Annotated in this window: 24 protein-coding genes and 1 pseudogene; 16 read left to right on the forward strand and 9 right to left on the reverse strand. The window is 69.8% G+C overall.

All coding sequences use genetic code 11. From position 1 onward, the window contains the following. Positions 1-69 precede the first annotated feature (69 nt). Both FY549_RS06410 and FY549_RS06415 read left to right on the forward strand, forming a co-directional pair. Entirely contained in the window at positions 70-303 is a 234-nt protein-coding gene (locus tag FY549_RS06410) for a FitA-like ribbon-helix-helix domain-containing protein (protein WP_149084309.1), read from the forward strand. Then, entirely contained in the window at positions 300-686 is a 387-nt protein-coding gene (locus tag FY549_RS06415; RefSeq protein ID WP_149084310.1) for a type II toxin-antitoxin system VapC family toxin, read from the forward strand. The genes FY549_RS06410 and FY549_RS06415 overlap by 4 nt, the downstream gene beginning before the upstream one ends. Here FY549_RS06415 and FY549_RS06420 read toward each other — a convergent pair. The 4 genes from FY549_RS06420 to FY549_RS06435 form a co-directional block, all read right to left on the reverse strand. Next, the gene (locus FY549_RS06420; RefSeq protein ID WP_262381145.1) at positions 683-1,447 is read right to left on the reverse strand and encodes a carbohydrate ABC transporter permease; all 765 of its coding nucleotides are present in this window, start codon (positions 1,445-1,447) and stop codon (positions 683-685) included. The genes FY549_RS06415 and FY549_RS06420 overlap by 4 nt on opposite strands. 151 nt (positions 1,448-1,598) lie before the next feature. Beyond that, entirely contained in the window at positions 1,599-2,573 is a 975-nt protein-coding gene (locus FY549_RS06425; RefSeq protein ID WP_025104707.1) for a carbohydrate ABC transporter permease, read from the reverse strand. Positions 2,574-2,662: 89 nt separating this feature from the next. Then, on the reverse strand, positions 2,663-3,976 hold the full coding sequence (locus FY549_RS06430) for an ABC transporter substrate-binding protein (protein ID WP_149084312.1): 1,314 nt from the start codon (positions 3,974-3,976) through the stop codon (positions 2,663-2,665). A gap of 288 nt (positions 3,977-4,264) precedes the next feature. After that, on the reverse strand, positions 4,265-4,456 hold the full coding sequence (locus FY549_RS06435) for a DUF3073 domain-containing protein (RefSeq protein ID WP_025104705.1): 192 nt from the start codon (positions 4,454-4,456) through the stop codon (positions 4,265-4,267). 148 nt (positions 4,457-4,604) lie between these two features. On the opposite strand from FY549_RS06435, the gene FY549_RS06440 reads away from it, so the two are divergent. After that, the gene (locus tag FY549_RS06440) at positions 4,605-5,147 is read left to right on the forward strand and encodes a universal stress protein (protein ID WP_149084313.1); all 543 of its coding nucleotides are present in this window, start codon (positions 4,605-4,607) and stop codon (positions 5,145-5,147) included. Positions 5,148-5,209: 62 nt separating this feature from the next. Here the strand turns inward: FY549_RS06440 and FY549_RS06445 are convergent, their stop codons facing one another. Then, positions 5,210-5,836, reverse strand: coding sequence for a PadR family transcriptional regulator (locus FY549_RS06445; RefSeq protein WP_149084314.1), 627 nt, complete (start codon positions 5,834-5,836; stop codon positions 5,210-5,212). After that, positions 5,833-6,672 (reverse strand): DUF4097 family beta strand repeat-containing protein, encoded by an 840-nt coding sequence (locus FY549_RS06450; protein WP_149084315.1) that lies wholly within the window; start codon positions 6,670-6,672, stop codon positions 5,833-5,835. Before FY549_RS06450 ends, FY549_RS06445 begins: the two co-directional genes overlap by 4 nt. Positions 6,673-6,826: 154 nt before the next feature. Here FY549_RS06450 and FY549_RS06455 point away from each other — a divergent pair, with 154 nt between their 5' ends. The 3 genes from FY549_RS06455 (at position 6,827) to FY549_RS06465 (ending at position 8,979) form a co-directional block, all read left to right on the forward strand. Continuing rightward, positions 6,827-7,657 (forward strand): MerR family transcriptional regulator, encoded by an 831-nt coding sequence (locus tag FY549_RS06455; protein ID WP_149084316.1) that lies wholly within the window; start codon positions 6,827-6,829, stop codon positions 7,655-7,657. A gap of 112 nt (positions 7,658-7,769) precedes the next feature. Further along, entirely contained in the window at positions 7,770-8,168 is a 399-nt protein-coding gene (locus tag FY549_RS06460) for a hypothetical protein (protein ID WP_187614938.1), read from the forward strand. A gap of 4 nt (positions 8,169-8,172) precedes the next feature. After that, entirely contained in the window at positions 8,173-8,979 is an 807-nt protein-coding gene (locus FY549_RS06465; protein ID WP_149084317.1) for a nitroreductase family protein, read from the forward strand. A 1-nt stretch (position 8,980) separates the two neighbouring features. Here the strand turns inward: FY549_RS06465 and FY549_RS06470 are convergent, their stop codons facing one another. Continuing rightward, positions 8,981-10,510 carry an FAD-dependent oxidoreductase gene (locus FY549_RS06470; protein WP_149084318.1) on the reverse strand — a complete coding sequence of 510 codons (1,530 nt, stop codon included), beginning with the start codon at positions 10,508-10,510 and terminating at the stop codon, positions 8,981-8,983. An 87-nt stretch (positions 10,511-10,597) separates the two neighbouring features. On the opposite strand from FY549_RS06470, the gene FY549_RS06475 reads away from it, so the two are divergent. From FY549_RS06475 to FY549_RS06515, 9 genes and pseudogenes are all read left to right on the forward strand, one after another. Further along, positions 10,598-10,972: a fluoride efflux transporter FluC gene (locus tag FY549_RS06475; protein ID WP_259614089.1), complete on the forward strand. Its 375-nt coding sequence runs from the start codon at positions 10,598-10,600 to the stop codon at positions 10,970-10,972. Beyond that, on the forward strand, positions 10,969-11,328 hold the full coding sequence (locus tag FY549_RS06480) for a fluoride efflux transporter FluC (protein ID WP_187614939.1): 360 nt from the start codon (positions 10,969-10,971) through the stop codon (positions 11,326-11,328). Before FY549_RS06475 ends, FY549_RS06480 begins: the two co-directional genes overlap by 4 nt. 112 nt (positions 11,329-11,440) lie before the next feature. After that, positions 11,441-12,703, forward strand: coding sequence for an ABC transporter substrate-binding protein (locus FY549_RS06485; protein WP_149084320.1), 1,263 nt, complete (start codon positions 11,441-11,443; stop codon positions 12,701-12,703). A gap of 4 nt (positions 12,704-12,707) precedes the next feature. Beyond that, positions 12,708-13,670 (forward strand): carbohydrate ABC transporter permease, encoded by a 963-nt coding sequence (locus FY549_RS06490; protein ID WP_149084321.1) that lies wholly within the window; start codon positions 12,708-12,710, stop codon positions 13,668-13,670. Next, on the forward strand, positions 13,663-14,553 hold the full coding sequence (locus FY549_RS06495) for a carbohydrate ABC transporter permease (protein ID WP_149084322.1): 891 nt from the start codon (positions 13,663-13,665) through the stop codon (positions 14,551-14,553). The genes FY549_RS06490 and FY549_RS06495 overlap by 8 nt, the downstream gene beginning before the upstream one ends. A 3-nt stretch (positions 14,554-14,556) precedes the next feature. Further along, complete coding sequence (locus tag FY549_RS06500) at positions 14,557-15,612, forward strand: LacI family DNA-binding transcriptional regulator (protein ID WP_149084323.1); 1,056 nt, start codon at positions 14,557-14,559, stop codon at positions 15,610-15,612. A 39-nt stretch (positions 15,613-15,651) separates the two neighbouring features. After that, positions 15,652-16,811, forward strand: a pseudogene (locus tag FY549_RS06505) (Gfo/Idh/MocA family protein); the annotation flags it as partial. Between the two features lie 673 nt (positions 16,812-17,484). Beyond that, the gene (locus tag FY549_RS06510; RefSeq protein ID WP_149084324.1) at positions 17,485-18,072 is read left to right on the forward strand and encodes a TetR/AcrR family transcriptional regulator; all 588 of its coding nucleotides are present in this window, start codon (positions 17,485-17,487) and stop codon (positions 18,070-18,072) included. Positions 18,073-18,088: 16 nt separating this feature from the next. Beyond that, positions 18,089-21,226 carry an efflux RND transporter permease subunit gene (locus tag FY549_RS06515; RefSeq protein ID WP_149084325.1) on the forward strand — a complete coding sequence of 1,046 codons (3,138 nt, stop codon included), beginning with the start codon at positions 18,089-18,091 and terminating at the stop codon, positions 21,224-21,226. A 99-nt stretch (positions 21,227-21,325) separates the two neighbouring features. Here the strand turns inward: FY549_RS06515 and FY549_RS06520 are convergent, their stop codons facing one another. Further along, positions 21,326-22,222, reverse strand: a complete 897-nt coding sequence (locus tag FY549_RS06520; RefSeq protein ID WP_149084326.1) for an aldose 1-epimerase family protein — start codon at positions 22,220-22,222, stop codon at positions 21,326-21,328. A 274-nt stretch (positions 22,223-22,496) separates the two neighbouring features. Between FY549_RS06520 and FY549_RS06525 the strand changes: the two genes are divergently transcribed. After that, positions 22,497-24,563, forward strand: a complete 2,067-nt coding sequence (locus tag FY549_RS06525) for a DEAD/DEAH box helicase (RefSeq protein ID WP_149084327.1) — start codon at positions 22,497-22,499, stop codon at positions 24,561-24,563. A 94-nt stretch (positions 24,564-24,657) separates the two neighbouring features. On the opposite strand, the gene FY549_RS06530 is transcribed toward FY549_RS06525, so the two are convergent. Further along, positions 24,658-25,197, reverse strand: coding sequence for a YaeQ family protein (locus tag FY549_RS06530; RefSeq protein ID WP_149084328.1), 540 nt, complete (start codon positions 25,195-25,197; stop codon positions 24,658-24,660). Positions 25,198-25,204 lie beyond the last annotated feature (7 nt).

The raw sequence follows: 25,204 nt of genomic DNA on the forward strand, positions 1-25,204 counted from the left end.
AGGGCGTCCCTGCGGCCCTCGAGACTCGACGGGTAGCCCCGAAAGGAGTCTCACATGCATACTGTAAGCATGCCGAACGTCCTCATCCGCGACCTCGATCCGGCCGTGCATTCCGTACTCGCCGCACGCGCGCGCGAGCGAGGTCAGTCGCTTCAGCAGTACCTGTCGACGGAGCTCGCCCGCCTCGCCTCGCGCCCGACGCTTTCGGAGTTCCTGAGTGGACGAGCGGAGCAGCCGAGGGCGACCGCGCTCACCCCGGAGACCATCGTCGCCGCCGTGCACGAGGGGCGCGCCGAGCGGTGATCGTCGTCGACGCTTCGATCGTCGTCGACCTGGTCTGCACCGGGACATCGATCCGAACCCTGGCGGCGCGGGTGGAGGCTGAGGTGCTGCTGGCCCCGGACCTGTTGCCGGTGGAGGTGGCCAGTGCGCTGCGGTGGCTCGAACGCGGCGGTGTCCTCAATGCCGCGGCGCTCGAATCCGCAGCCGACGACCTCGCCCGCCTTCCTGTCGACCTGCAGCCCACGCTGCCGCTGGTGCCGCGCATCCTGGCGCTGCGCGCGAACCTCACCGCCTACGACGCCGCGTACGTCGCGCTCGCCGCGGCGCTCGGATGCCCGCTCCTCACCCATGACCGGAGGCTCGCGCGGGCGGCCTCCGGTCTGTGCGCGGTCGAGGTGCCCTAACCCTTGACGGCGCCGGCGGCGAGACCCGAACGCCAGTACTTCTGCAGCGTGAAGAACAGGGCGATGAGCGGGATCACGCCGAGCAGCGCGCCGAGCATGACGGCGCCCTTGTCGGGGGAGAAGTAGCTCATCATGCCGTAGAGGCCGAGGGTGACCGGCTTGAGGTCGGGGCTCGAGATCATCATGAGCGGGAGGAGGAAGTTGTTCCACGTGGCCACGAAGATGAACAGGAAGATCGTCACCATCGCGGGGCCGAGCAGCCGCAGCACGATCGTGAAGAAGATCCGGGCCTCGCCGGCGCCGTCGATGCGAGCGGCCTCCAGCAGCTCGGTCGGCACGGACGACTGTGCGTAGACCATGCCGAGGAAGACGCCGAACGGGGAGACGGCCGACGGGATGATGATCGCCCATACCGTGTTCGTGAGGCCGAGCGCCTGGAACTCGATATACAGCGGCACCGTGAGGAGGGCGACCGGCAGGAGGAGCCCCGCCATGATGATGCCGACCGCCAGCTTCTTGCCGGGGAAGGCGAACTTGGCGATCGCGTAGCCGGCCATCACGGCGAACAGCGTGCCGATCACCCCCGCGCTGAGCGAGTAGAAGAGGGAGTTGCCGACCCAGCGCCAGAACAGGCCCTGCGTCCAGCCCATGAGGCTCTCGTAGTTGGCGGCGAGGTTCGGCTCGGCGAACCAGAAGCCGAACGTCGACGTGAGGTCGGTGTTGTTCTTCGTCGAGGCGACCACGAGCCAGAACACCGGCACGAGGAAGTACAGCGTGGCGACGACGAGGGCGATGATGCCGAACGTGCGTGCGGCGGGGCCGGGGGCGATCGACGGGGGAGGGCGTCCGCCGCCTGCGGCTTCCGCGGGCGTCGCTTCGTCGGCGGAGCCACGGTGACGAGTCGTGTGGTGGTCATGCGTCGCCCTTCCGCCGCTGGAGCAGTGCGTACACGATCGCGAGCACGCCCGCGATGCCGGCCATGAGGAGCGAGTACGCCGACGCCGGACCGCTGCCCGACGGCGACAGCTCGCCCATCATCGTGTTGTAGGTGAGCATCATCGGTGTGAAGTCCTTGCCCATCCAGGAGTTCGCGGCCTCCAGGATGACCGGCTCGTTGAACAGCTGGATGGTGCCGATGATCGACAGCAGCACGGCCAGCAGCGCGGCGCCGCGTACGAGCGGCACCTTGATGCGGGTCGCGATCTGGAAACCGGTCGCGCCGTCCAGGCGGGCGGCCTCGTAGAGGTCGCGCGGGATGGCCTGCAGGGCGCTCAGGAAGATGAGCATGTTGTAACCCGTGTAGGTCCACGTCGTCATGTTCGCCATCGAGAAGAGGATCGTCTGCGGCGACATGAGGTCGGTCCCCTCCGGCAGATACGGCAGGAAGGGCGACACCTCGGGCGTGTAGAGGTAGAGCCACATCATCGCCGCGATGATGCCGGGGACCGCGTACGGGAGGAAGAAGGCGAGGCGGAACAGGGCGGGGCGGCGCACGATGAACGAGTCCAGCAGCAGGGCCAGGGCGAGGGCCGCGATGATCATCACCGGGATCTGGAAGGCCGCGTAGAGCACGACCCGTCCCATGCCGGCCCAGAACGCGCCGTCCGTCGCCGCCGCCGCGAAGTTGTCGAGGCCGACGAACGTGTCGACGAGCTCGCCGCCGCCGTACAGGCCTCCGCCGGCGGGTACCTGCGCGAAGAACGACGACCGGACCGACACGATGATCGGGATGAGGAAGACGACGGCGAACAGCAGCGCGAACGGCGCCATGAACAGCCACCCGGTCAGCCCCTCCCGTCGGATCCGCGATCGCCTCGTCGACGGGGCGACGGGGCGGCGCGCGGGAGGGAGCGGCGCCGCTGCCCTCGTCTCGGTCACTGTGGCCATGATGTGCCTCTCGCTCTCACGACGACGGCGGAGTGCGCGATCGCCCGTGCACTCCGCCGTCGTTCATCCGATGATGCCGTCCGGTCCGGTCATTCCGCGACCGGGAGGCCGAGGTCCTTGAGCGACGCGACGGCCGTGTCCTGAGCCGTGGTGAAGATGTCGGCGACCGTGGCCGTTCCGGCGGCGGCCGCGGCGGCCGTCTCGTTCATGTTCGCCAGGGTCGAGAAGCCGGGAGCGTACGGGAAGTCCGGGTTGAGGTTCTCGGTGGCCGTGCCGAGCTCTGCCAGCACATCCTGGCCGCCGAACTGACGCAGCATCTTCTCGGGCGTCTCGACCTCCCCCTTCGCAGCGACCACGAGACCCTGCGAGGCGAGGTCGTCGACCTGGGTGTTGAACCAGTCGTTGAACTCCATGGCGGCCTCGGGGTTCTCGCAGCCCTTCATGACCGAGACGCCGGACCCGCCGTCGGGGCCGCTCATCGCCCCGGCGCCGAAGTCGGGAAGCTGGGCGACTCGCCACTGTCCCTCGGCGGGCGTACCGTCGAGCGAGTCGAGGAGGAAGCCGGCCTCCCACGCCGCGCCGACGTGGCCGATGAGGCTGCCGTTGTTCAGCGCCGCCGTGAAGCCCTCGCCCCACCGCTCTGTCGCGAGCGTCTGCTTGCCGTCGAGCAGGCCCTGCCAGAAGGCGGCGACCCGCTCGGAGCCCGCTCCCTCGGCGTCCACCTTCCACTCCTCGCCCTCGGTGGAGAACCAGGTGTCGCCGGCGGCCGCAGCCTGTCCGGAGAGCCAGTTCTGTGCCTCGTCCGGCGTGAACGCCGTGACGAACTTGCCGGCAGCGGCGGCGGTGGCCGAGGCGGCGGTCAGGTCGTCGAGCGTCGCCGGGGCGTCGATGCCGAGCGCCTCGAACTCCGCTGCGTTGTAGAAGTAGACCAGGGGTCCGGTGTCCTGGGGAAGACCCACGATGGCGTCGCCGACCCGCATACCGCTGAACGCTCCGGCCGAGTAGTGATCCTCGTACTTCTCGGCCTCGGCGGCGACGTCCTCCAGCAGCCCCTTCACGTAGAGCTGCGGCACCTCGGAGTATCCGGTCTGCGCGAGGCACGGACCGTTCCCGGCCTTGATGTCGGTCTCGAGCTTGAGGATCATGTCGCTGGCCTTGCCATCGAACTTCGTGGCCTTGACCTGGATGTCGGGGTGCTCCTCGTTCCAGCGGTCGACGATCTCGGCGACTGTCGTCATGCCCTCCCCGTCGGGGAGGCGGTGCATGTACTCGATGGTGACCGGCTCTCCGCCGGCGTCGCCGCCTCCGGAGGCCGCCGGGGCGCAGGCCGCGAGTCCGAATGCCGACACCGCGCCGAGGGCGACGACCGCGGCGACGCGGGGGGTGCGTGAGGTGGGTGCCATGCTGTTCTCCTCTTTGAGGTCATGTTCCTGCGGATCGCCCGAAGCGGGAACGCGGCGAGGGTGCGCCGTCGATCACATGCACATCAAATCAGAAAATGTTTGCGCTCACAAGACGCGGATCGGCGGTATCTCGCCGAGTCTGCGAGACCTTGAGGGAGCGCTGACATCACGGAGGACACGTGCGCCGTGCACCAGACGGCGACAGGGCGAGGGCGCGCGGGCCGCGCATCGTCCTCCGGGTACGACGAAACACCCGCACGAGCCGTGCGGGTGTTTCGAACCGAGGGGCTAGGCCTTCTCTAGTTCGTCTTCGTCTTCGTCCGCGTACTCATCGGCCCACTTGTCGACGTAGGCGTCTTCGTCGGAGTCGCTCGAGTGCGCGAGCTCGCGCTCCAGCGCCGAGTAGTTCACCGACGGACTGTACGCCTTGAGTTCGCGGGCGATCTTTGTGTGCTTCGCCTTCTGACGGCCACGGCCCATGCCTGAGACCCCCTCACGAGTTAGCTGCGGGCAGACGGGCGCCCGAGTCATTCACGACACCGGCTCGAGGCCGGTAAGAGTAGCATTCAGGATAGCACGCGGGGAACAGGCCCTGGCCCCGGCCAGGCTGGCGAAGGGAGCGATCTCCATGACCGACAACACCTCCACTCCGTCCGATGAGGCCACGCAGAACGCCGCTCTGCAGAAGGCCGTCATCGTCGGCATGCAGGTCGATCAGGATCCGCACGTCCTCGACGAGGCGGTCCGGTTCGCCCGGCTGCTGAATACGCCGCTCGTCGTCGCACACGTCGACGTCACCCGGTTCGTGACGTACGAGGATCCGGACGGCTACGTGCACTCCGCCCCCATCGACATCAACTTCGACGCCGGCGCGGCCGAGTTCGAGGCCGTCGAAGCCGCCGCCGCCACGATCCTCGCGGGCAAGGGTGTCACGTGGACCGCGCGTCAGCTCGTCGGCGACCCCGCTCTGGCCATCAAGCAGCTCGCGAACAAGCTGGACGCGCAGCTCATCGTCGTCGGCACCAGGAAGCGCGGCATCGGCGAGTCGATCCGGGAGTTCTTCACCGGCTCCGTCGCCGCGCGCCTGGCCCATCGCCAGCACCGCTCCGTGCTCGTCGTGCCGCTCGGGGAGTCCGTGCCGGACGAGCAGAAGGAGATCTGGCCGGAGTGATCCGGACGCGATGAGGCCCCGCCGATGGATGTCGGCGGGGCCTCGTGCGCCGCTGTCGGAGGCTAGGACTCCGGCCGGCTCAGCGCGATCGTGACGGTGCGGGCGGCGTGGTCCAGCGCGTCTTCGAGCTCGGAGACCACTGCGGCGGGCAGTACTCCGCCTTTCGCGACGTGGGTGCGCAGATCCGTCCGGATCCGTGCACGGAAGGCGTTCACCACGGCGTCGGCGCGATGCAGCTCCTCCCGGCTGGTCAGCCGCGCGTCCTCGCCCGCCGTGCGGGGCTTGTTCTTCGCCGCCGACCGGTCGTCCTTGGTCGCGGTCGCCAGGTCGGCGCGCAGGCTCTTCATCGCCTCCTGCACGCTCTGACGCACCTCGTTCGCGATCAGGCGGACGGTGTCGGTGATGCCCGCCTCGATGTGGGCGAGGTCGCCCTCGCGGGAGGCGAGTTCGGCCCGTCCGGCCTCGGTGATCGCGTAGATCGTGGTGCGTCCGTCGACCGTTTTCGTCACCAGCCCCTCCTCCTCGAGCTTCGCCAGCCGCGGGTAGATCGTGCCGGCGCTCGGGGTGTAGGTGCCGCCGGTGCGGTCCGTCAGCGACTGGATGATCCCGTAGCCGTGCTGCGGAGACTCCGCGAGCAGCGACAGCAGGTACAGGCGCAGATCGCCGTGGGAGAAGACCGCGGGGCTCATGCTTCCCACTCCGGGTCGTTCTCGATCGTCTGCGGCACGCGACGGAGGACCGTCACCCCTCCGGAGACGGAGTTGGCGCGGAGGTCGACGAAGCGACCCGCGAGCTCGCCGGTCGTGCCGTTGTAGGTGCTCGGCCCGGAGGAGCTGCGCTCGACGCCGTCGATGAGGAGGCGGCCGCTGAGCGATCGGATGACGTAGTTCGCCGCGAGGGACTCGTCGAGCCGGACGGTGGTGCCGCCGGAGACCGAGTTCACGGTGATCGTGTTGACGTCGCCGGCCGCGTCCACCAGCGTCGAGCCGGAGACGATGTCGACCGTGGCCTTGCGGATCGCGCCGGTGACGGCCACATCGCCCGAAACGCTGTTGGCGTTGATCGAGCCGGTGAGGTTGCGCACCTGCACGTCGCCGGAGACCGAGTTCACGCTGAGGTCGCCGATGAGGGTGTCGACGATGATGTCGCCGGACACGGTGTTGAGTCGGGTGTCGTTGCGGATGCCGGACACCAGCGCACCGGCGCTGACGACTCCGAGGGTCAGGGCGATGGAGCGCGGGACCGCCACGCTCACCTCGGCGCGCGGGCCGCCGGAACCGAAGTTCCGGAACACCTCGAGGAAGTTGTCCCAGCCCAGCTGGGGGTGGTCGATCTCGACCTCGCCGTCGCGGGACTCGATGCGGAGGTCCTTGGTGGTGACGCCGTGCACTTCGATTCGGATGCCGGGTTCGTCGTGCGCGATCACGTCCACCTGCCCGCCGACGAGGCCCACCTTGAGCCGGGTCGCGGAGGCGATGTCGATGACGCGTTCCTCGCCGGGGGCGATGAGCCACTTCTCGGTCATGTCTGCTTCTCCTGTGTCGAGGGATTCACGATATATCGTGTTGCCGTCACGATAACACGATATATCTCGATCGCACCACCCCCTCTTGCGATCGCGCTTGACCTTGACGTAACGGCAACTTCTACGGTGGAAGTCGACGAGCTGAGGAGGACGCATGGAGGACCGGGACTGGTCGATCCAGGAGATCGCGAGACTCGCGGGGACCACCAGCCGGACGCTGCGGCACTACGACGACATCGGGCTGCTGCCGCCGTCCCGCATCGCGAGCAACGGCTACCGGCACTATGACGCCGCGGCGCTCGTGCGGTTGCAGCGGATCCTCCTGCTGCGGGAGCTCGGGCTCGGGCTGCCGCAGATCCGCGACGTGCTGGGCCCGTCCGCGGGCTCAGGGACTCGCCCCGCGGGCTCCGGGAGCAGGAACGCGGAGGCATCGGCTCTCGAGACCCATCTCACGCTGCTGCGTGAGGAGCAGACCAGGCTGGCGCGGCAGATCGCGTCGGTCGAGAAGACCATCACGGCATTGAGAGGAGGTGAGAACCTCATGGCAGAGAACATGTTCGACGGCTTCGACCACACGCAGTACCAGCAGGAGGTCGAGGAGCGCTGGGGGAAGCAGGCCTACGCCGACAGCGACCGCTGGTGGCGGGGGATGAGCGACGCCGAGCGCGCCGACTGGCAGCAGCGCGTGTCCGACCTCGGGCGCGACTGGATCGCCGCGGCGGAGAGCGGCGTCGACCCCGCGTCCCCCGAGGCCCAGGAGCTCGCGCGACGTCACGTCGCCTGGCTCACGGGCATCCCCGGCACTCCCGCCGCCGCCCTCCGACAGAGGCCGGATCCCGCGGTCAGGGCGTACGTCATCGGACTCGGAGAGATGTACGTGGCAGACCCCCGCTTCGCCGCGAACTACGCGACGTCCTCGGGCGGCACGCACGGCGCGGAGTTCGTCCGCGACGCGCTCCGCATCTACGCGGAAGCCTCCCTCTGATCCGTCGAGCGGCCCCTTTGCGTGCGTCCCACCCCGGTGCGGACGTACTCAAAGGGCCGCTCGCACGCAAGGGGGTGGATCGAGAAAGGAGGGGAGGGCGTAGGGTCGAGCCATGACGGGGCGAGGCCGACGAGCGCGACGGACGCGCGAGCCCGACCACCGCCCCGCATCGGGAGTCTTCGCGGCGGCCGCGACGTCCTACGCGGCGAACTGCGCCCTGGGCGCCGCGGTGGCGGCGCGCCTCATCGACACGCGTCGATTCCGCTGGGTCCACCACGCGCTCTACATCCTGACCTGCGTGACGACCGGATTCGCCGTCGTCGCGGGTCTCGCCACCGGCACTCCGCGTGGCCGCCGCGCCGCCCTGGCCCTCCTCCCCGCCGCCGTGCCGCTCGCCGTGATCCCCTCGGCCGGGACGCACACGCGCCGGCACCCCCTCGTCGCTCTCACGGCGGCTCCCTTCGTCCTCGCGGGCCTCGTGGTCTCGCGCCGCCCCTCCGACCGGAAGTGACTGCATGGAACTCCTCGACGCCATCCGCCGCCGCAAGACCACGAACGGGGCGTTCCTTCCTGACCCGGTCTCCGAGGAGCATCAGCGCATCCTCCTCGAAGCGGCCGGTCGCGCGCCGTCGCAGCTCAACAGCCAGCCGTGGCGCTTCGTCGTGATCGAGAACCGCGACACGATCGACGAGATCGCGCGCATCTCCGGCGAGAGCATGACCGAGGCGATGTCGAACGGGACGTTCTTCGAGCGGTACAAGCCGTACTTCCGGTTCAGTCAGGAGGAGATGGAGGAGAAGCGCAGCGGCATGCTGTTCGACAAGCTCCCCGCGGCACTGCGTCCCTTCACATCGCAGGTGTTCACGAAGCGTGGGCAGACGCTCATGAACACGTTCGGCGTGCCGAAGACGCTGGGCTCGGAGAACCGGAAGCTGGTCGCCGGATCGCCCCTGCTGCTCGGCGTCATGCTCGACCGCAGCGAGTACCGACCGGGGCAGCTGTCGTCGTTCTACTCCGTCTTCAGCATGGGCGCGGCGATGGAGAACGTCTGGCTCACCACGGTCGAGCTGGGCATGGGCATCCAGTTCATCTCCTTCCCGATGGAGGTGCCGGGACGCTGGGACGAGATCGTGCGGCTCCTGCGGGTGCCGGACGACCTGGAGCTCATGGCCGTCTACCGGCTCGGCTACCTGCCGCCCGAGCAGCGCCGTCCCGCGATCGACTGGTCCAGCAGTCAGCGCAAGCTCGTGTCGCAGTACGTGTTCCGCGAGGACTGTGACACCCCGCAGCGAGGCTGGGACGCGCCGCCCACACGGTCCTGAGTCAGGCGCCCCCGGCCTTCCGCGGCAGCTCCTCGAGGTCGTTCAGCGCCGGTCCCTCGATGCGGGTGCCGTCCGCGGCGAACCGTGAGGCGTGCAGCGGACAGTCCCACGTGCACTCGGCGTCGTTCCAGTCGAGCACGCCGCCCAGATGCGTGCACACCGCGCTGACCGCCCGCGTCACGCCGTCGACCGTGGAGATCGCGACCGGGCGACCGCCGCGGTTCGCCACCACGCCCTCACCCTCCGCGGGCTGTGGCACCGGCACGGGCGTGGTCTCCGCCTCGACCCAGCCCTTCGTGGCGGCGGCGGCAACCTTCGCGCCCTCGACCGCGCCGCGCGCGAGGTCGGCGGGGACGGTCAGGCGGGTGCCGAGGCGCAGCATCCAGGAGGGACGCTCGCTGCGCTTCGTCCCGATGATCTCCTCCGTGAGGCGAAGTGCGGCAGCGGGCGCGTTCGACAGCCCCCACTTCGCATAGCCGGTGGCGATCCGGATGCGGCCCAGGCCGCGCGGCAGCGCGCCGACGAAGGGGATGAGGTTGTGCGACTGGTAGTCCTGTGCAGACCAGCGGTGGGTCTCCTCCGCGTCCGGGAAGTGCAGCCGGGTCCACGCCACGAGATCCTCGATCGCGGCCGTCTCGCCGTCGGAGCGCCCGACCGGATGGCCGTTGCCGCCGACGATGAGCTGCGCCGTGCCTGCGGGGCCGTCGGCGGGGGATATCGGTCGGATCGACCGGGTCGGGCTGTCGGCGGAGATGAAGGTTCCCTCGGGCACGCCGCCGGAGACCCGGAAGGAGACGCAGTACGACCGCATCCCGGCGACCTTGGAGAAGTACAGACCGCGGTCGAGGATGGGGGTCCCCGTCGCGAGGACGATGTGCTCGGCGAACATCGGGCCCGCCGTCGTCTCCACCCGCGGCTCCGGCAGGGCGTGCGCCCCGGTCACGCGGACGCCGGTGTGCAGCGTGCCGCCACCGGCGACGAACTCCTTCGCGAGTGCGTCGGCGGCGGCGACCGGATCGATCGTCACCTGCGAATCCAGGGCAACCGCTCCCGCGACGGGGAACGGCGTCGAGAGCTCCCCCGCGGTGAGCAGGCGGGTCGGCAGTCCGGCCTCCCGCGCGGCCGCGTGCTGGGCGCGGACGGCTTCGAGCCCGTCCGGACCCTGCGCGTAGGTGTGGTCCGTGCGCTCGGTGTAGCTCAGGCCCGCGCTGTCGGCGAAACCGGTGAGCCACTCCATGCCGGCGCGGTTGGCGTCGACGTACGCCTGGACGAGAGCGGCCGGATGGTGCGTGCGGATGGTGGCGAGCTGCTGCCCCTGCAGAAGGGAGAGCTTGCCGGTGTTGCCACCCGTCGACAGCTCCGCCACGTCGCCCGCGTCGACGACCACGACGTCCAGCCCGGCGCGGGTCAGCAGCACGGCCGTGGAGAGTCCGGTGAGGCCGGCCCCCACGATGAGAACCTCGTGCCGGGTGCCCGGATCGAAGGGAGTGCCGTGGGGTGCGTCCTGGTCGACCTTCCAGAGTGGCTTCATGCCGACAGTCAACGCCTCTCCGCGGGGCGGCCCCAACACCTTGACATCCGACGGCTGCGCTGGCATGCGGCGACTACAGTGGCCAGCGTGAATCTGCGTCGTGTCCTGCTCGTGGCGCTCGGCGGCACGCTGGGGACGGCGGCGCGGCTGGGGCTCGGGCTTCTCCTACCCGATCAGGGCGGATTCCCCGTGGCCGTACCCGTGGCCAACGTGCTGGGCGCGGTGCTCATCGGGGTCGTGGCGGCACGGCTGCCGGCCTCCGCCGACCTGCGCATCCTGCTGGGCACCGGTGTCCTCGGGGGCTTCACGACCTACAGCGCCTTCATGACGGGGACCGTGGACCTGTGGGCGTCGGCTCCGCTCCTGGCCGCCGCGTACGCCGCAGGCAGCCTGGTCCTCGGCCTCCTCGCGGCGGCCGCGGGCCTGTGGCTGGGACGCCCGCGCCGGGGAGCGCCGTCGTGAGCCCGCTGCTCTTCCTCGCCGCCTCGCTCGCCGGGGGAGTCGGCGCCGTCCTGCGGTACCTCGTCGACCTCGGGATCGCGCGGCTCGCCGGGCGGCGGTTCCCGTGGGGGATCCTCGTCGTCAACCTCACGGGCTCGTTCGTGCTCGGGCTCGTCGCGACAGCGCTGCCGGACGCGGCGTTCGTGCTCGGAGCGGGGCTTCTCGGGGGCTATACGACCTTCAGCACCGCGATGCTCGATGCGGTCGTGCTGTGGCGGGACGGTGAGCGCGCGGCCGCGGTGTTCGACGCCGCCGGCATGCTCGCCCTCGGTCTCCTCGCCGCCGGACTCGGGCTGGCGCTGGGGTCCGCGCTCTAGACCGGTGCTTGCGGAGGGCCGACGCAGCGCGCTATTCTCGCTGCTAATCGTTTAACGCTAAACGGTTAACATCGCGCACCGCCTTCTCGTGCACCCGTCAAAGGAGACCTCGATGCCCCGCACCTCCCGCCGCGCCCTCGGCGCTCTCGCCGCCTCCGCGGCCGCCGTCCTGGCACTCTCCGCCTGCTCGTCCTCCGCCACGGGGGAGTCCTCGGGCGGCGACATCACCCTCAGCTACGCGATCTGGGACGAGAACCAGAAGCCCGCGATGGAGGACATCGCCGCCGCCTACACCGAGGAGCACCCGAACGTCACGATCGAGATCCAGGTCACGCCGTACAAGGAGTACTTCACCAAGCTCCAGACCGCGGTGACGGGAGGCTCGGCCGCCGACGTCTTCTGGATGAACGGCCCGAACTTCCAGCTCTACGCCTCGAACGGGCAGCTCGCCCCGCTCGACGGCGTCGAGACCTCCGACTACCCCCAGGGGCTCGTCGACCTCTACACCTACGATGGTGAGCTCTACGGCGCCCCCAAGGACTTCGACACGGTCGCGCTCTGGTACAACAAGTCGTTGTTCGACGCGGCCGGTGTGGAGTACCCGAGCGCGGGCTGGACTTGGGACGACTTCCGGGCCGCGGCCGCGAAGCTGACCGACCCCGCGAAGGGGCAGTTCGGCGTCGCCGCGAGCCAGTACGGCCAGGAGAACTTCTACAACTCCATCGCGCAGGCGGGCGGCGAGGTGATCTCGGCGGACGGGACGGAGAGCGGGTACGGATCGGCTGAGGCCCTGGAGGGCATCGAGCTGTGGACCGATCTCATCGCGGACGGCTCCTCGCCCTCCGCGCAGCAGATGACCGACACGAACCCGGAGGACTTCTTCCTCTCCGGCAAGGTCGCCATGTTCCAGAACGGTTCGTGGGCCGCCATCGCCTACGCCGACAACGCCGACATCGGCACGAGCGTCGACGTGGCCCCGCTGCCCGCCGGGCCGGAGGGCAACCAGAGCGTGATCCACGGCGTCGGGAACGTCGCGAACGCCAAGAGCGCGCACGTGGAGGAGGCCAAGGACTTCGCGGCCTTCGCGAGCGGTGAGCAGGCGGCGAAGATCCAGGCCGAGACCGGCACCGTGATCCCGGCGTTCAACGGCACGCAGCAGGCGTGGGTCGACGCGCTGCCGCAGTTCGATCTGCAGGTCTACATCGACGCACTGGAGACCGCCGTCCCGTACCCCGTGTCGAAGAACACCTCCGCGTGGACGAGCATCGAGAGCGAGGTGCTGTCGCAGGTGTGGTCCGGAGCGGTCTCCCCGAAGGACGGTCTGAAGGATCTCGCCGCGCAGATGCAGACCGCGCTGGACGCCGAGCAGGAGTGACGGCATGACCGCCCTCGCGCCTCGCACGGTCGCCCCTGCGGCCGGGCGGACACCGGAGGCCTCGCCCTCCGGTGTCCGCCGGCGCCGCCGCACCCCCGGCACCTCACCGTGGTGGGCCCTCGTCTTCCTCGGCCCCACCGCCCTGGGCCTGGCCGTGTTCTACCTGTGGCCGACCGTGCGCACGCTTATCATCTCCTTCACGAAGTCGGGCCCGTTCGGCGGTTCCGAGTGGATCGGGTTCGAGAACTACGTGCGGCTGGCCCAGGACCCGGAGCTCCTCGGTGCCCTGCGCAACACCGCGGTCTACACCGTGATCGCCCTCATCGGGATCCCCCTCGCGGTCGCGATCGCCGCACTGCTGAACACCACCGGTCTCAAGGGCCGCAGCGCCTACCGCACCCTCTATTTCATCCCCGTGGTCACCATGCCCGCGGCGATCGCCCTCGTCTGGCGCATGATCTACAACGGCGACTATGGCGTGCTGAACTCGGCCCTCGGTGCCGTCGGCATCGAGGGACGGAGCTGGCTGACCGACCCGAACACCGCGCTGATCGCGATCGCCGTCGTCGGCATCTGGGCGGGGCTCGGGACCAACATCGTCATCTTCCTCGCCGGACTCCAGGGCATCCCCGACACGATCATGGAGGCCGCCGACCTCGACGGCGCGGGACCGGTGCGGAAGTTCTTCTCGATCACGATCCCGCTGCTGTCGCCCTCGATCTTCTTCGTCAGCGTCATCAGCGTGATCGGGGCCTTGCAGGTGTTCGACCTCATCTACATGATGCTCGGCCGCAGCAACCCCGCGATGCCGAACACCCGCACGGTCGTCTACCTGTTCTATGAGGCGGGCTTCCTCGACAACGACCGTGGCTACGCGGCCGCGGTCGCCTTCCTCCTGCTGCTGATCATCCTCGTGCTGACGATCGTGCAGTTCCGGTTGCAGAAGAAGTGGGTGCACTATGAGTGACGTCTCCCTCGACACCCGTGCGGTCGTCGGTGCGGCCCCCGCACGATCGCGGACGGCGGGTACGCCCCGGAACCGCGGACTGTGGATCGTGCACCTCGTGCTGATCCTGGGCGCCGCGCTCATGGTGTTCCCCTTCGTGTGGCAGCTGCTGACCTCGTTCAAGACGCTGTCGGACTCGGTGCAGGTACCGCCGTCGCTCCTCCCGCGGGAATGGGTCTTCACCAACTTCGCCGAGGTCTTCGACTCGATGCCCTTCGGGCAGATGTTCCTGAACTCCGTGCTCCTGACCGTCGGCCGCACGGTCGGGCAGGTCGCGCTGTGCACCATGGCGGGCTACGCCTTCGCGCGCATCGCCTTCCCCGGCCGGAACGCCCTGTTCGTCGTGTTCCTCTCGGTGCTCATGGTGCCGTCGCAGCTCTACCTGCTGCCCCAGTACGAGATCATCCAGTCGCTCGGCTGGCTGAACTCGCTGCAGGCGCTCATCGTGCCCGGCATCTTCAGCGCCTTCGGGACCTTCCTGATGCGGCAGTTCTTCCTCTCGATGCCTGCCGAGCTCGAAGAGGCGGCGCGCATCGACGGGGCGAATCCGTGGCAGACCTTCTGGCGGATCATGGTTCCGCTCGCGAAGCCTGGCATCATCGCACTTGTGGTGTTCACCGTGCTGTGGTCCTGGAACGATCTGCTGTGGCCGCTGATCGTGACGACCGATCCGGCGAAGATGCCGCTGTCGGTCGGACTCTCGCAGCTCGTCGGCATCCACGGCACCGACTACCCGGTGCTCATGGCGGGCGCCCTGCTGGCGACCCTGCCCATGCTGGTGACGTTCATGATCCTGCAGCGGCAGTTCATCCAGGGCATCGCGTTCAGCGGGACGAAGGGCTGAGACATGGCACAGCGTGAGCACGCCCCGGGCCGCCGTCCGACCTTGCGGATGGTGGCCGAGCGGGCCGGAGTGTCGACCGCGACCGTGTCGTACGTCTTCTCCGGGCGCGCCGGGGCGAGCGGGGCGGGCGTGGCCGAGGCCACCGCAGCGCGGGTGCTCGCCGCGGCGGACGAGCTCAACTATCGTCCGAACACGGCGGCCAGGGCGATCCGCACCGGCCGCAGCGGCATGGTGCAGCTCTCCCTCCACATGCTGAGCGACCCGTGGTCGCTGGCGGTCGCCGACGCCGTGAACGCCGAGGCGAACAAGCACGGCCTCACGACGCTCATCCTCGCCGACGGCGACTGGCACGCGGCCCTCGACCGGGTCGAGAGCGACGTGGCCTATCTCGACGGCGTCGGGCTGGACGAGGCGGATGCACGGCGGCTGGGCGACCTCGTCAAGCGCGGCCAGCGCCTGGTGGTGTTCTCGGAGCACCTGGAGCCGGACGGGTTCGACGTCATCCGCTCGGATGCGATACCGGGATGCGAGCTCGCCATGGACCACCTGCTGGAGCGGCACACGGCCATCGGCTGCATCGCCGCAGAGGGCGCGGTCCGCCTCGCGGGGACGCGCGTCACGCGGTACACGCCGTACGTCGAGAAGCTGGCGGCCGCCGGGATCCCGCCGGACCCGGCATGGACCGTGACCTATGCCGAGACGCAGGCCAGCGCCTTCACCGCTGCCATCGAGTTGCTGTCGCGGGAGAACCGCCCGGAGGCCGTGTACGCGACGACCGACTTCGCCGCAATCGCAGCCATCAACGCCGCGCACATGCTCGGGCTCCGCGTGCCGCACGACGTCGCGGTGATCGGCGTCGGGAACACCCCGGACGCGCAGCTCATCGCCCCCACCCTCACCACCGTCGGACCCACGGACTTCTACGAGCGTCAGGCGCGCATCATCGTGGAGCGGGCGCTCGAGAGCGACCCCTCACCCGGCGCGCTGCACGAGTTCCCCTGGGCGCTCATCCCCGGCGGTTCGACCGACCTCGACGCCCCGGCGCCCCGCGGCCGCTGAGCCGTCCCCATTCTCCCCCTCTGTCACGAAGGACTTCTGTTGGACCTCCACATCGGCATCATCGGCTTCGGCGCGCGCTCGACCCTCCAGGAAGAGGTGCACCGGCCGGGGCACGGCTCCCGCATCACCGCCGTCTGCGACCTCGCCCCGCGCGCCCGTGAGGACGCCAGGGCGCTCGTCCCCGACGCGCTCATCACCGACTCCCTCGACGAGCTGCTCGCGTCCGGGGTCGACGCGGTCATGGTGCTGACCCCGGACGACACGCACGCCGCGCTGACCATCCGTGCTCTCGAGGCCGGGGTCCCCGTCTTCTGTGAGAAGCCCCTCGCGATCGACCTGGCCGACGCCGACCGCATGCTGGAGACCGCCCGGCGGACGGGGACCCGGCTCTACATCGGCCACAACATGCGGCACATGCCCGTGATCACCCTCATGCGCAGGCTCATCCAGGCCGGCCGCATCGGTCAGGTCAAGGCCGTGTGGGTGCGGCACTTCGTCGGGCACGGCGGCGACTTCTACTTCAAGGACTGGCACGCCGACCGGAGCCGCACCACGGGACTCCTCCTGCAGAAGGGAGCGCACGACCTCGACATCATCCATTGGCTGGCCGGCGCGTACACCGAGCAGGTGGCGGCGATGGGCGGCCTGAGCGTCTACGGCGACATCACCGATCGGCGGGACCGCACGGGGGAGCGGATGCCCGACTGGTTCAGCATGGACAACTGGCCGCCGACCGCGCTCACGGGACTCCACCCCGTCGTCGACGTCGAGGACATCTCGATGGTGAACCTGCGGCTCGAGGGCGGGATCTTCGCGTCGTACCAGCAGTGCCACTTCACCCCGGACTATTGGCGGAACTACACGGTGATCGGCACGGAGGGGCGCATCGAGAACTTCGGCGATGTGGCCGGCAGTGAGGTGAAGCTGTGGAACCGCCGGCATGCCGGGGCGGCCGACGCGGACGAGGTGTTCATCGTGCCCGAGGTGCCCGATGCCGGACACGACGGGGCCGACGCGCTGCTCGTGGCGGAGTTCCTCCGGTTCGTGCGGCACGGTGGTCTCACGGCGACCTCCCCTGTCGCGGCGCGTGAGGCCGTGGCCGCCGGGATCCTCGCCACCGCGTCCCTCCGGGGCGACGGCTCCGCGATCTCCGTCCCCCGCTCGACCCCGACCTCGTCGCCTACTTCGACCGCGGCCAGTCCCCCGCCCCCGCCCCTTCTTCCCCTTCTTCTCCTCCTTCTCCTTCTTCTCCTCCTTCTTCCCCCTTCTTCCCCTTCTTCTTCCCTCTCCTCCACCGCCTCGTCCTGACCCCCACCCCCGTGGGGTGCAATATGCCACCTCCACGGCGCCCCCCGCGCCCCTTTCCCGTCCCATCCCGCACCCCCCGACCCGCCCTGCCCGTCCCCTCCGTCTCCGGTGGGGGTGCAATATGCCACCCCCGCCGCGCCTCCCACGCTCCTTTCCGATCCCGCACCCCGGCCCGCCCTCCCCCGGCCCCGCCCCGTCGTCCCCTCCGTCTCCGGTGGGGGTGCAATATCGCCACCCTCGCCGCGCCTTCCGCGCCCCTTTCCCGTCCCGCACGCCCCGAGCCCCCTGCCCCGGGTCGTCCCTCGGGCAGGGGAGCCCAATATGGCACCCCGCGCGCAGCCCGCAGGCGCCTTTCCGATCCCGCTCCCCGCACTGCCACAGGAGGTCCCCGCGCCCCCGGGGGGAGGCGGTGCGTGCGAGTGCGAAAAGGAGCCGAAAACGGGCGTCCGGGGTGCGGAAGTGATCCGGCGTCGCGGGAGGACGAGCCTGACGGAGCGGCTCTCAGGGAGTTCACACCGGAGCAAATGTACAAACGTACATGTACGCGCGTCCAGGAGGTGAGCGGTGGCGGAGAGTCTGCGTCGACGACGTGACCCCGAAGCGCGCCGCCGAGAGCTCGTCGCCGCGACCGCCGAACTGATCGTCGAGGTCGGGGCCGACGCCATCACCCATCGCATGGTCGCCGCCAGAGCCGGAGTGCCGCTCGGCGCGACCACCCAGTACTTCGACACCCTCGACGACCTGCGCACCGCCGCCTTCCGGTCTCTCGCGGACGAGATCGAATGCCGGCTCGACGGCGTGCGGCAGACTCTCGTCGAACGCGGAGCGGGGGCGGACGTCATCGCGGCGCTCGTGTACGAGAGCGCCCGCGACGGGCACGCGGTGCAAGCGGATCGGGCCGTGGTCACGGCAGCCGTCCACGACCCGCGTCTGCGTGAGCTCGCCCGGCACCTGTCGGACCGTCTCGTCGAGCTCCTGGAGCCCACCTATGGCGCCGACCGGGCCCGAGCGGCGATGATCTTCATCGACGGCGTCATGTGGAGCACGCAGATCCGCGACGTCGATCTCGAACAGTCCTTCCTCGAATCCGCACTGGCGCGGATCCTCGGAGAACCTCTCTCCCTCCCATCCGCAGCGACCGCCACCCCCTGACACCGAGGACCCCGCCTTGTCGAAACTCGCCATCCTCAGCCTGAAGAACCGAGCGCTGATCGCGCTCGTGACGATCGTCGCCGCGGTGTTCGGCGGCCTCGCGCTCACGAACCTGAAACAGGAGCTCATCCCGTCGCTCGAGCTGCCGGCGCTCGTGGTCATGACCACGTACCCCGGCGCCTCCCCGGAGGTGGTCGAGAACGACGTCTCCACGCCGATCGAGTCCGCGATCCAGGGCGTCCCCGACCTCGAGTCGACGACGGCGACGAGCACGACCAACGCGTCCATCGTGCAGGCGATGTTCTCCTACGGCACGAACCTCGCGACCGCGGAGCAGAAGATCCAGCAGGCGATCAACCGCATCTCCTCGCAACTGCCGGAGGACGTCACGCCCCAGGTGCTCTCGGTGTCGATCGACGACTTCCCGGTGATCCAGGTGGCGGTCACCGGGTTCGAGGACGCGGACAACGCCCAGGCGCAGCTCGAGAGCGTCGCGATCCCCGACCTGGAGGATGTCGACGGGGTGAACGCGGCCGAGATCGTCGGCGGCGTCGGACAACGCATCACCGTCACGCCGGACGCCGCGAAGCTCGCGGCGGCGGGGCAGAGCACGCAGGCGATCACCACGGCACTGCAGCAGAACGGCACGCTCTTCCCCGGTGGCGACATCACCGAGGACGGCGAGACGCTGACGGTGCAGACCGGCGCCAAGATCACCTCGGTCGACGAGATCGCCGCCCTGCCCCTGGTCGGCACGGAGCTCACGATCGGAGACGTCGCGACCGTGGCCCAGGTGTCCGACCCGGTGACCTCGATCTCCCGCGTCGACGGCGAGGACGCCCTGTCGATCTCGATCACCAAGCTCCCCGCCGCGAACACAGTCGAGGTGTCGCAGGGGGTGCTCGCCGCGCTCGACGAGATCGGGGAGGCGCTGCCCGATGCCGAGTTCACGGTTGTGTTCGACCAGGCACCGTTCATCGTGCAGTCCATCGACACCCTCGCCACGGAAGGCCTCCTCGGCCTCGTGATGGCGGTGCTCGTGATCCTCGTGTTCCTGCTGTCGGTGCGCTCGACGCTGGTCACCGCGATCTCGATCCCGACCTCTGTCCTCATCACGTTCATCGGGCTGCAGGCGTTCGGCTACTCCCTGAACGTGCTGACCCTCGGGGCGCTCACGATCGCGATCGGCCGCGTGGTCGACGACTCCATCGTGGTGATCGAGAACATCAAGCGCCATTACGTCGGCGACGCGGACAAGGGCGATGCGATCCGGCTCGCGGTGCGGGAGGTCGCCGCGGCCATCACCGCGTCGACCATCACGACCGTGGCGGTGTTCCTGCCGATCGTGTTCGTCGGCGACATGGTGGGCGAGCTGTTCCGTCCGTTCGCGATGACGGTCACGATCGCGATGGTCGCCTCGCTCTTCGTGGCGCTGACGATCGTGCCGGTGCTCGCCTACTGGTTCCTCAAGCCCGGCAAGCCGCTCCTCGACGAGCACGGGAACGCGATCGACCCGGAAGACCCCGCCGCGCCGCCGACCACGCTCCAGCGCGGCTACCGCCCGATCCTCGGCTGGACGCTGAAGCACTCGGGCCTCACGGTGGCGCTCGCCGTGGTCGTCCTCGCCGGAACCCTCGCCGCCGCGCCGCTGATGAAGGTGAACTTCCTCAGCGACTCCGGTCAGAACACCATGACCGTGACGCAGGACCTCGGGCCGACCGCGAGCCTGCAGGCGAAGTCCGACGCCGCTGCTCCCGTCGAGGAGGCCCTCCTCGACATCGACGGCATCGAGCACGTACAGGCGTCGATCGGATCGAGCGGCTCCGCCCTTCGTGACGCCTTCTCCGGCGGGGCGGGGATCACCTACTCCGTGCTGACCGACGGAGACGCCGACCAGGAGAAGCTGCGCGCCGAGGTCCAGGACGCGATCGACGGCCTCGGCGACGAGGCCGGCGAGGTCACCGTCGCGGCGTCCGCCGGTTTCGGATCCAGTGACATCGAGATCACCGTGACGGCGGCGAACGGCGATGACCTCGCCACTGCGACCTCCGCCGTGGTGGAGGAGCTCGACGGCCGGGAGGGCATCGGGCAGGTCACGGACAACCTCGCCGAGGCGCTGCCCTACATCGCCGTGGTCGTTGACCGTGAGGCCGCCGCGCGGGTCGGACTGTCCGAGGTCGCCGTCGGCACGATCGTGTCGAACACGATGCGTCCGCAGCAGATCGGTTCGGTCGAGATCGACGACACCGCGCTGACCGTGTACCTCGTCAACCCGGAGCCGCCGACGACGGTCGCCGCCCTCCAGCAGCTCGCGATCCCCACGGCTACGGGCATCGTGCCGCTGCAGGACATCGCGACCGTGGAGCAGCGCAACGGTCCCACCTCGATCACCACCGAGCAGGGCCGCCGCACCTCGACGGTCACCGTGCCGCCCGCCTCGGACAACCTCGCGGTCGCCACCCAGTCGGTCACCGAGGCGCTCGCCGCGGCCGACCTTCCCGACGGCGCTTCGGCAGAGGTCGGCGGCGTCGCCTCGCAGCAGGCCGATTCGTTCGCGCAGCTCGGCCTGGCGATGCTCGCCGCGATCCTCATCGTGTACGTCGTGATGGTGGCGACGTTCAAGTCGCTCCGTCAGCCGCTGCTGCTGCTGATCTCGGTCCCGTTCGCGGCGACCGGTGCGATCCTGCTGCAGATCGTGACGGGTGTGCCTCTCGGCGTGGCCTCGCTGATCGGCGTGCTGATGCTCATCGGTATCGTCGTGACGAACGCGATCGTGCTCGTCGATCTCGTGAACCAGTACCGGGAGAAGGGACTGTCGACCGCGGAGGCCGTGATGGCCGGTGGGGAGAAGCGTCTGCGTCCCATCCTCATGACCGCGCTCGCCACGATCCTCGCCCTCACACCGATGGCGCTGGGGATCACCGGGCACGGCGGGTTCATCTCGCAGCCGCTCGCCATCGTGGTGATCGGCGGCCTCGTCTCGTCCACGGTGCTGACGCTCATCGTGCTGCCGACCCTGTACAACCTCGTCGAGGGAGCGCGGGAGCGGCGTCGGGCACGCAAGGACGAGCATCAGGACGCCCCGCCGGTGCCCGTCCACGCGGACGGCACCCCGGTCAGTCGTCGGGAACTCCGCGAGCAGCACGGCGACTAGCCGCCGCGCGTCCACAACTCAGGAGAAGAGCCCCGGTTCCCGTCCGTCAGACGGGGACCGGGGCTTTCGCGAGCGGTTCTCCTGAGTCGTGAACCGCGGTCAGGCGAAGGAGAGGCCCCACTCCAGGGTCCAGGTCTCGCCGGGAGCCAGGCGGCGCAGGCCGAGGCCGCTGTTGAACGCGTCCGCCGGGGCCGTCATCGGCTCGATCGCCACCGCCAGCGGGGTGCCGGGATAGTTCGTGGCCGTGTACACCTGCACGAAGTCGAAGCCTTCGCCCTGCCAGAGGGTGATCGCGCGACCGTCGGGGGCGGTGAGGGTGTGCCGTACCCGTCCGTCGGGGTCGCGCTCGAGGTCGGTGAACCCGGTGTCGAGGGAGACGTCGCCGACGCGGAGGCCCTCGCGGAGGGCCGGATCGGCGGGGCGGGTGCCGATCGGGAGCATCCGGTCGTCCGTTTCGAACGCGGTACGGGCGGGGACGCGGAGCATCAGATCGTGCGGGTCGACGTCGCCGATGGTCGGGAACGGGTGCGTGCCGAGAGCGACCGGAGCCGGAGCGTCGGACCAGTTCGTGAGAGTGTGCGTGACCTCGACGCCGTCCGCGGTGAGGACATAAGCGACGGACGTCTCGATCAGGTACGGGTATCCCGTCTGCGGGAACACCGTCGCGCTCAGGGTCGCGGCGCCCTCCGTCTGCTCGACCGTGTAGGCGGTGTAGCGGAGGAGCCCGTGGCTGGCGGTGTTCGTCTTCGGCTCGCTGAGGGAGAGCTGGCGGTTCGTTCCGTCATCGTCCCACCGCCCGTCCCGGATGCGATTCGGCCAGGGCACCAGCACGACTCCGGAGCAGGACGGTGTGGGGACGTCGAGGGGGTACGGCGAGATGAGATCGACCTCGCCGATGCGCAGGCGACGCAGCGAGGCGCCGACCTGGGCGATCTGTGCGGTCACGTCACCGAGACGGAGGTGGACCTGGGTGCCGGTGGGGGAGACGGAGTTCACCTCGACATCGTAAGGCCGGAGGCCGCAGGAGTGCGGGGGTCTCCCAGAGTCGGCGAGTAGGATGGACTGGTCGGCTTCGGACACCCGCGCAGGGCGCGGACGTTTTTCAGTGTGTGAAGTGTGAGTCCAGGGGCCGATGGTGCACGTCGATCGACGTGAATCAACCATCACAGGAATGGCCCCGGCCGCAGATCGTCCGGACTCCGCCCTCGTCGGAGTGCTTGCGCGTGCGCGCAGCGCTGTTCTCGTGCGAGAACGCAAGAAGGACACCCGAATGCCCAAGAACAAGAAGCCCCGCGGCGGTCGCGCCGCCGCGAACTTCGAGCCGCGCTACGGCGCCAAGAAGACATCGTTCCACGACCGTCACCGTCCGTCCGGCGGTCGGGACGCGGCGCGCGATGAGCGCCCCGCCCGCGACGACCGCGAAGGTCGCGCGACGAGCGGTTACGACCGCCGCCCGGGGAGCCGCAGCCCCGGCCACCGCGGCTACCGTCCGGACGAGGCGGAGTCCGGTGCCCCGAAGCGTCGGTGGAGCTCCCAGGAGCGCGCCGGCCGCGACGAGGCCCGCAACATCCGCAACCGTGCGGAGTCCGGGCGCCGCGAGGCCCCGCACCGCCGCGACGACCGCACCACGGGAGGCCGGTTCGAGGACCGCTCCGAGCGTCCGCGGTACGGCGACCGTGCCGGAACCGCGCGGTTCGACGCCCGTCCCCGTCGCGACGACCGGGGCGGTTCCGCACGCCAGGGATTCCGTGACGGCGACCACCGTGACGGCGGACGTCCGCGGTTCGACGACCGCCGGACCGAGCGTCCTCGGTTCGACCGTGACGACCGCCCCCGCGGGGCCGACCGACGCGACGACCGCGGCCGCGCCGGCGATCAGGGAGGCGAGCGTTCCTACGACGCCGCCCGTGCGCGCCGTTCCTTCGACCGCGACCGCACGCAGCGCTCCTTCGAGGGGGGCCGCGAGCGGCCGTCGACCGGAGGGGCGTATCGCACCGAGCGCCCGCGTCGCGACGAGCGCCCTCCGCGTGACGAGCGTCCGACCCGCAGCGACTGGAACGCGAAGCCGAAGGCGTCGTTCGAGCAGGCCGACGACGTCGTCCACGAGCGCCTCGAGGCACAGGCCGTGCAGGCCGTCGAGGTCGAGGGCGTCACCTTCGCCGACCTCGGCCTCGGCTCGAACATCACCGAGACCCTGAACAACATGGGCGCCGCGACGCCGTTCCCGATCCAGGCGGCGAGCATCCCGGCCGTCCTCGAGGGGCGCGACGTGCTCGCCCGCGGACGCACGGGCTCCGGCAAGACCATCGCCTTCGGCGCACCGCTCGTCGAGCGGGTGCTGCAGTCGCAGGCAGGCAAGCGCCGCGAGTTCGGCCGTGCGCCGCGCGCGATCATCCTCGCTCCGACGCGCGAGCTCGCGCTGCAGATCGACCGGACCATCCAGCCGATCGCCCGCAGCGTCGGCCTCTTCACGACGCAGATCTACGGCGGCGTGCCGCAGGGACGTCAGGTGGGCGCGCTGAAGAAGGGCGTCGATATCGTCATCGGCACCCCCGGTCGTGTCGAGGACCTGATGAACCAGGGCAAGCTCGACCTCTCCGACTGCCGGATCGCGGTGCTGGACGAGGCCGACCACATGTGCGAGCTCGGATTCGTCGAACCCGTGCAGCGCATTCTCCGCCGCACGGCCGAGGGCAGCCAGAAGCTCCTGTTCTCCGCGACCCTCGACCGCGAGGTCGCGGCGCTGGTGGACGAGTTCCTCGTGGACCCGGCCGTGTTCGAGGTCGCCGGTGAGGATCAGGAGTCCAGCACGATCGAGCACCGGGTGCTCGTGATCGAGCACCGCGATAAGGCCGACATCCTCACCTCCCTCGTCGACCGGGAGGGCAAGACGCTCGTCTTCGCCCGCACCCGTGCCTACGCCGAGATGCTGGCCGACCAGTTCGACGACGCCGGCATCCCCGCGGTGTCTCTGCACGGCGACCTCAACCAGGCCAAGCGGACGCGGAACCTGGAGAAGCTGACCTCGGGCCGGGTGAACGTGCTGGTGGCCACCGACGTCGCCGCTCGCGGCATCCACGTCGACGACATCGACCTCGTGGTCCAGGCCGATGCGCCGGACGAGTACAAGACCTACCTGCACCGCTCGGGTCGCACCGGTCGTGCGGGGCGTTCGGGCCGCGTCGTCACGCTCATCACACGTCAGCGCCAGCGTCGGATGACCGAGTTGCTCGGTCGCGCCGAGATCGAGGCCCCGTTCGAGCACGCTCGCCTCGACGACGACGTGATCGAGGAGATCGCCGGCCGCGCCCCGTCCGCCGCCGAGCTCACGTCCTGATCGCGTTCACAACTCAGGAGATGCGCATTCGAAGGCCCGGGAACCGCGGTTCCGGGGCCTTCCCACGCCCGGCCTCCTGAGTTGTGGACGCGTGTCAGCCGAGCGTGTGCTCGTGCAGTGCCGTCGTCATGGTCGTGCCGTTGAGGTCGAGGTAAAGGACCCGCTCGGTGACCGTGAGGGTCAGGGTGTTCCGCCGCGCGAGGTGGGGCGTCGCGGTGTCGATGAAGCCGGGATCGAAGCTGTAGACCCGGATGTCCTCGGCGTTGTGGATGCGCTTGTCGGCCCACGGTGCCATGACCTTGGCCGGGTCGCGGTGCGTATAGACCACCGTCCGCTCCGCGAGGCGGGAAGCATGATGCAGTCGTGCGGCATCGGGAGCGCCCACCTCGATCCAGACGGTGATCCGTCCCGTGAGGTCGCGCACCAGAACCGCGGGCTCCTCGGTCTCGGAGACGCTGCCGCCGAACGCGACGCCCTCGGCGAACTCGAGCCCGTAAGCGAGGACGCGCGTGAGCATGTATGCGTCGGTCTCGGACGGATGCCGGGCCGCCCGGAGCGAGACGTCTTCGTACACGCCGCGATCGGTGTCGGCGAGCTGCATCTCGAACGTGTGGACTGTCGAACCGATCGCCATGATTCCC

The organism is Microbacterium sp. 1S1 (assembly GCF_008271365.1).
GTDB lineage: Bacteria > Actinomycetota > Actinomycetes > Actinomycetales > Microbacteriaceae > Microbacterium.

Excerpts from the sequence above, each read along its gene's own strand:
- FY549_RS06410 (WP_149084309.1), top strand. The coding sequence starts at position 70 with ATGCCGAACGTCCTCATCCGCGACCTCGATCCGGCCGTGCATTCCGTA.
- FY549_RS06425 (WP_025104707.1), bottom strand. The coding sequence starts at position 2,573 with ATGGCCACAGTGACCGAGACGAGGGCAGCGGCGCCGCTCCCTCCCGCG.
- FY549_RS06430 (WP_149084312.1), bottom strand. The coding sequence starts at position 3,976 with ATGGCACCCACCTCACGCACCCCCCGCGTCGCCGCGGTCGTCGCCCTC.
- FY549_RS06435 (WP_025104705.1), bottom strand. The coding sequence starts at position 4,456 with ATGGGCCGTGGCCGTCAGAAGGCGAAGCACACAAAGATCGCCCGCGAA.
- FY549_RS06440 (WP_149084313.1), top strand. The coding sequence starts at position 4,605 with ATGACCGACAACACCTCCACTCCGTCCGATGAGGCCACGCAGAACGCC.
- FY549_RS06445 (WP_149084314.1), bottom strand. The coding sequence starts at position 5,836 with ATGAGCCCCGCGGTCTTCTCCCACGGCGATCTGCGCCTGTACCTGCTG.
- FY549_RS06450 (WP_149084315.1), bottom strand. The coding sequence starts at position 6,672 with ATGACCGAGAAGTGGCTCATCGCCCCCGGCGAGGAACGCGTCATCGAC.
- FY549_RS06455 (WP_149084316.1), top strand. The coding sequence starts at position 6,827 with ATGGAGGACCGGGACTGGTCGATCCAGGAGATCGCGAGACTCGCGGGG.
- FY549_RS06460 (WP_187614938.1), top strand. The coding sequence starts at position 7,770 with ATGACGGGGCGAGGCCGACGAGCGCGACGGACGCGCGAGCCCGACCAC.
- FY549_RS06465 (WP_149084317.1), top strand. The coding sequence starts at position 8,173 with ATGGAACTCCTCGACGCCATCCGCCGCCGCAAGACCACGAACGGGGCG.
- FY549_RS06470 (WP_149084318.1), bottom strand. The coding sequence starts at position 10,510 with ATGAAGCCACTCTGGAAGGTCGACCAGGACGCACCCCACGGCACTCCC.
- FY549_RS06485 (WP_149084320.1), top strand. The coding sequence starts at position 11,441 with ATGCCCCGCACCTCCCGCCGCGCCCTCGGCGCTCTCGCCGCCTCCGCG.
- FY549_RS06490 (WP_149084321.1), top strand. The coding sequence starts at position 12,708 with ATGACCGCCCTCGCGCCTCGCACGGTCGCCCCTGCGGCCGGGCGGACA.
- FY549_RS06495 (WP_149084322.1), top strand. The coding sequence starts at position 13,663 with ATGAGTGACGTCTCCCTCGACACCCGTGCGGTCGTCGGTGCGGCCCCC.
- FY549_RS06500 (WP_149084323.1), top strand. The coding sequence starts at position 14,557 with ATGGCACAGCGTGAGCACGCCCCGGGCCGCCGTCCGACCTTGCGGATG.
- FY549_RS06525 (WP_149084327.1), top strand. The coding sequence starts at position 22,497 with ATGCCCAAGAACAAGAAGCCCCGCGGCGGTCGCGCCGCCGCGAACTTC.
- FY549_RS06530 (WP_149084328.1), bottom strand. The coding sequence starts at position 25,197 with ATGGCGATCGGTTCGACAGTCCACACGTTCGAGATGCAGCTCGCCGAC.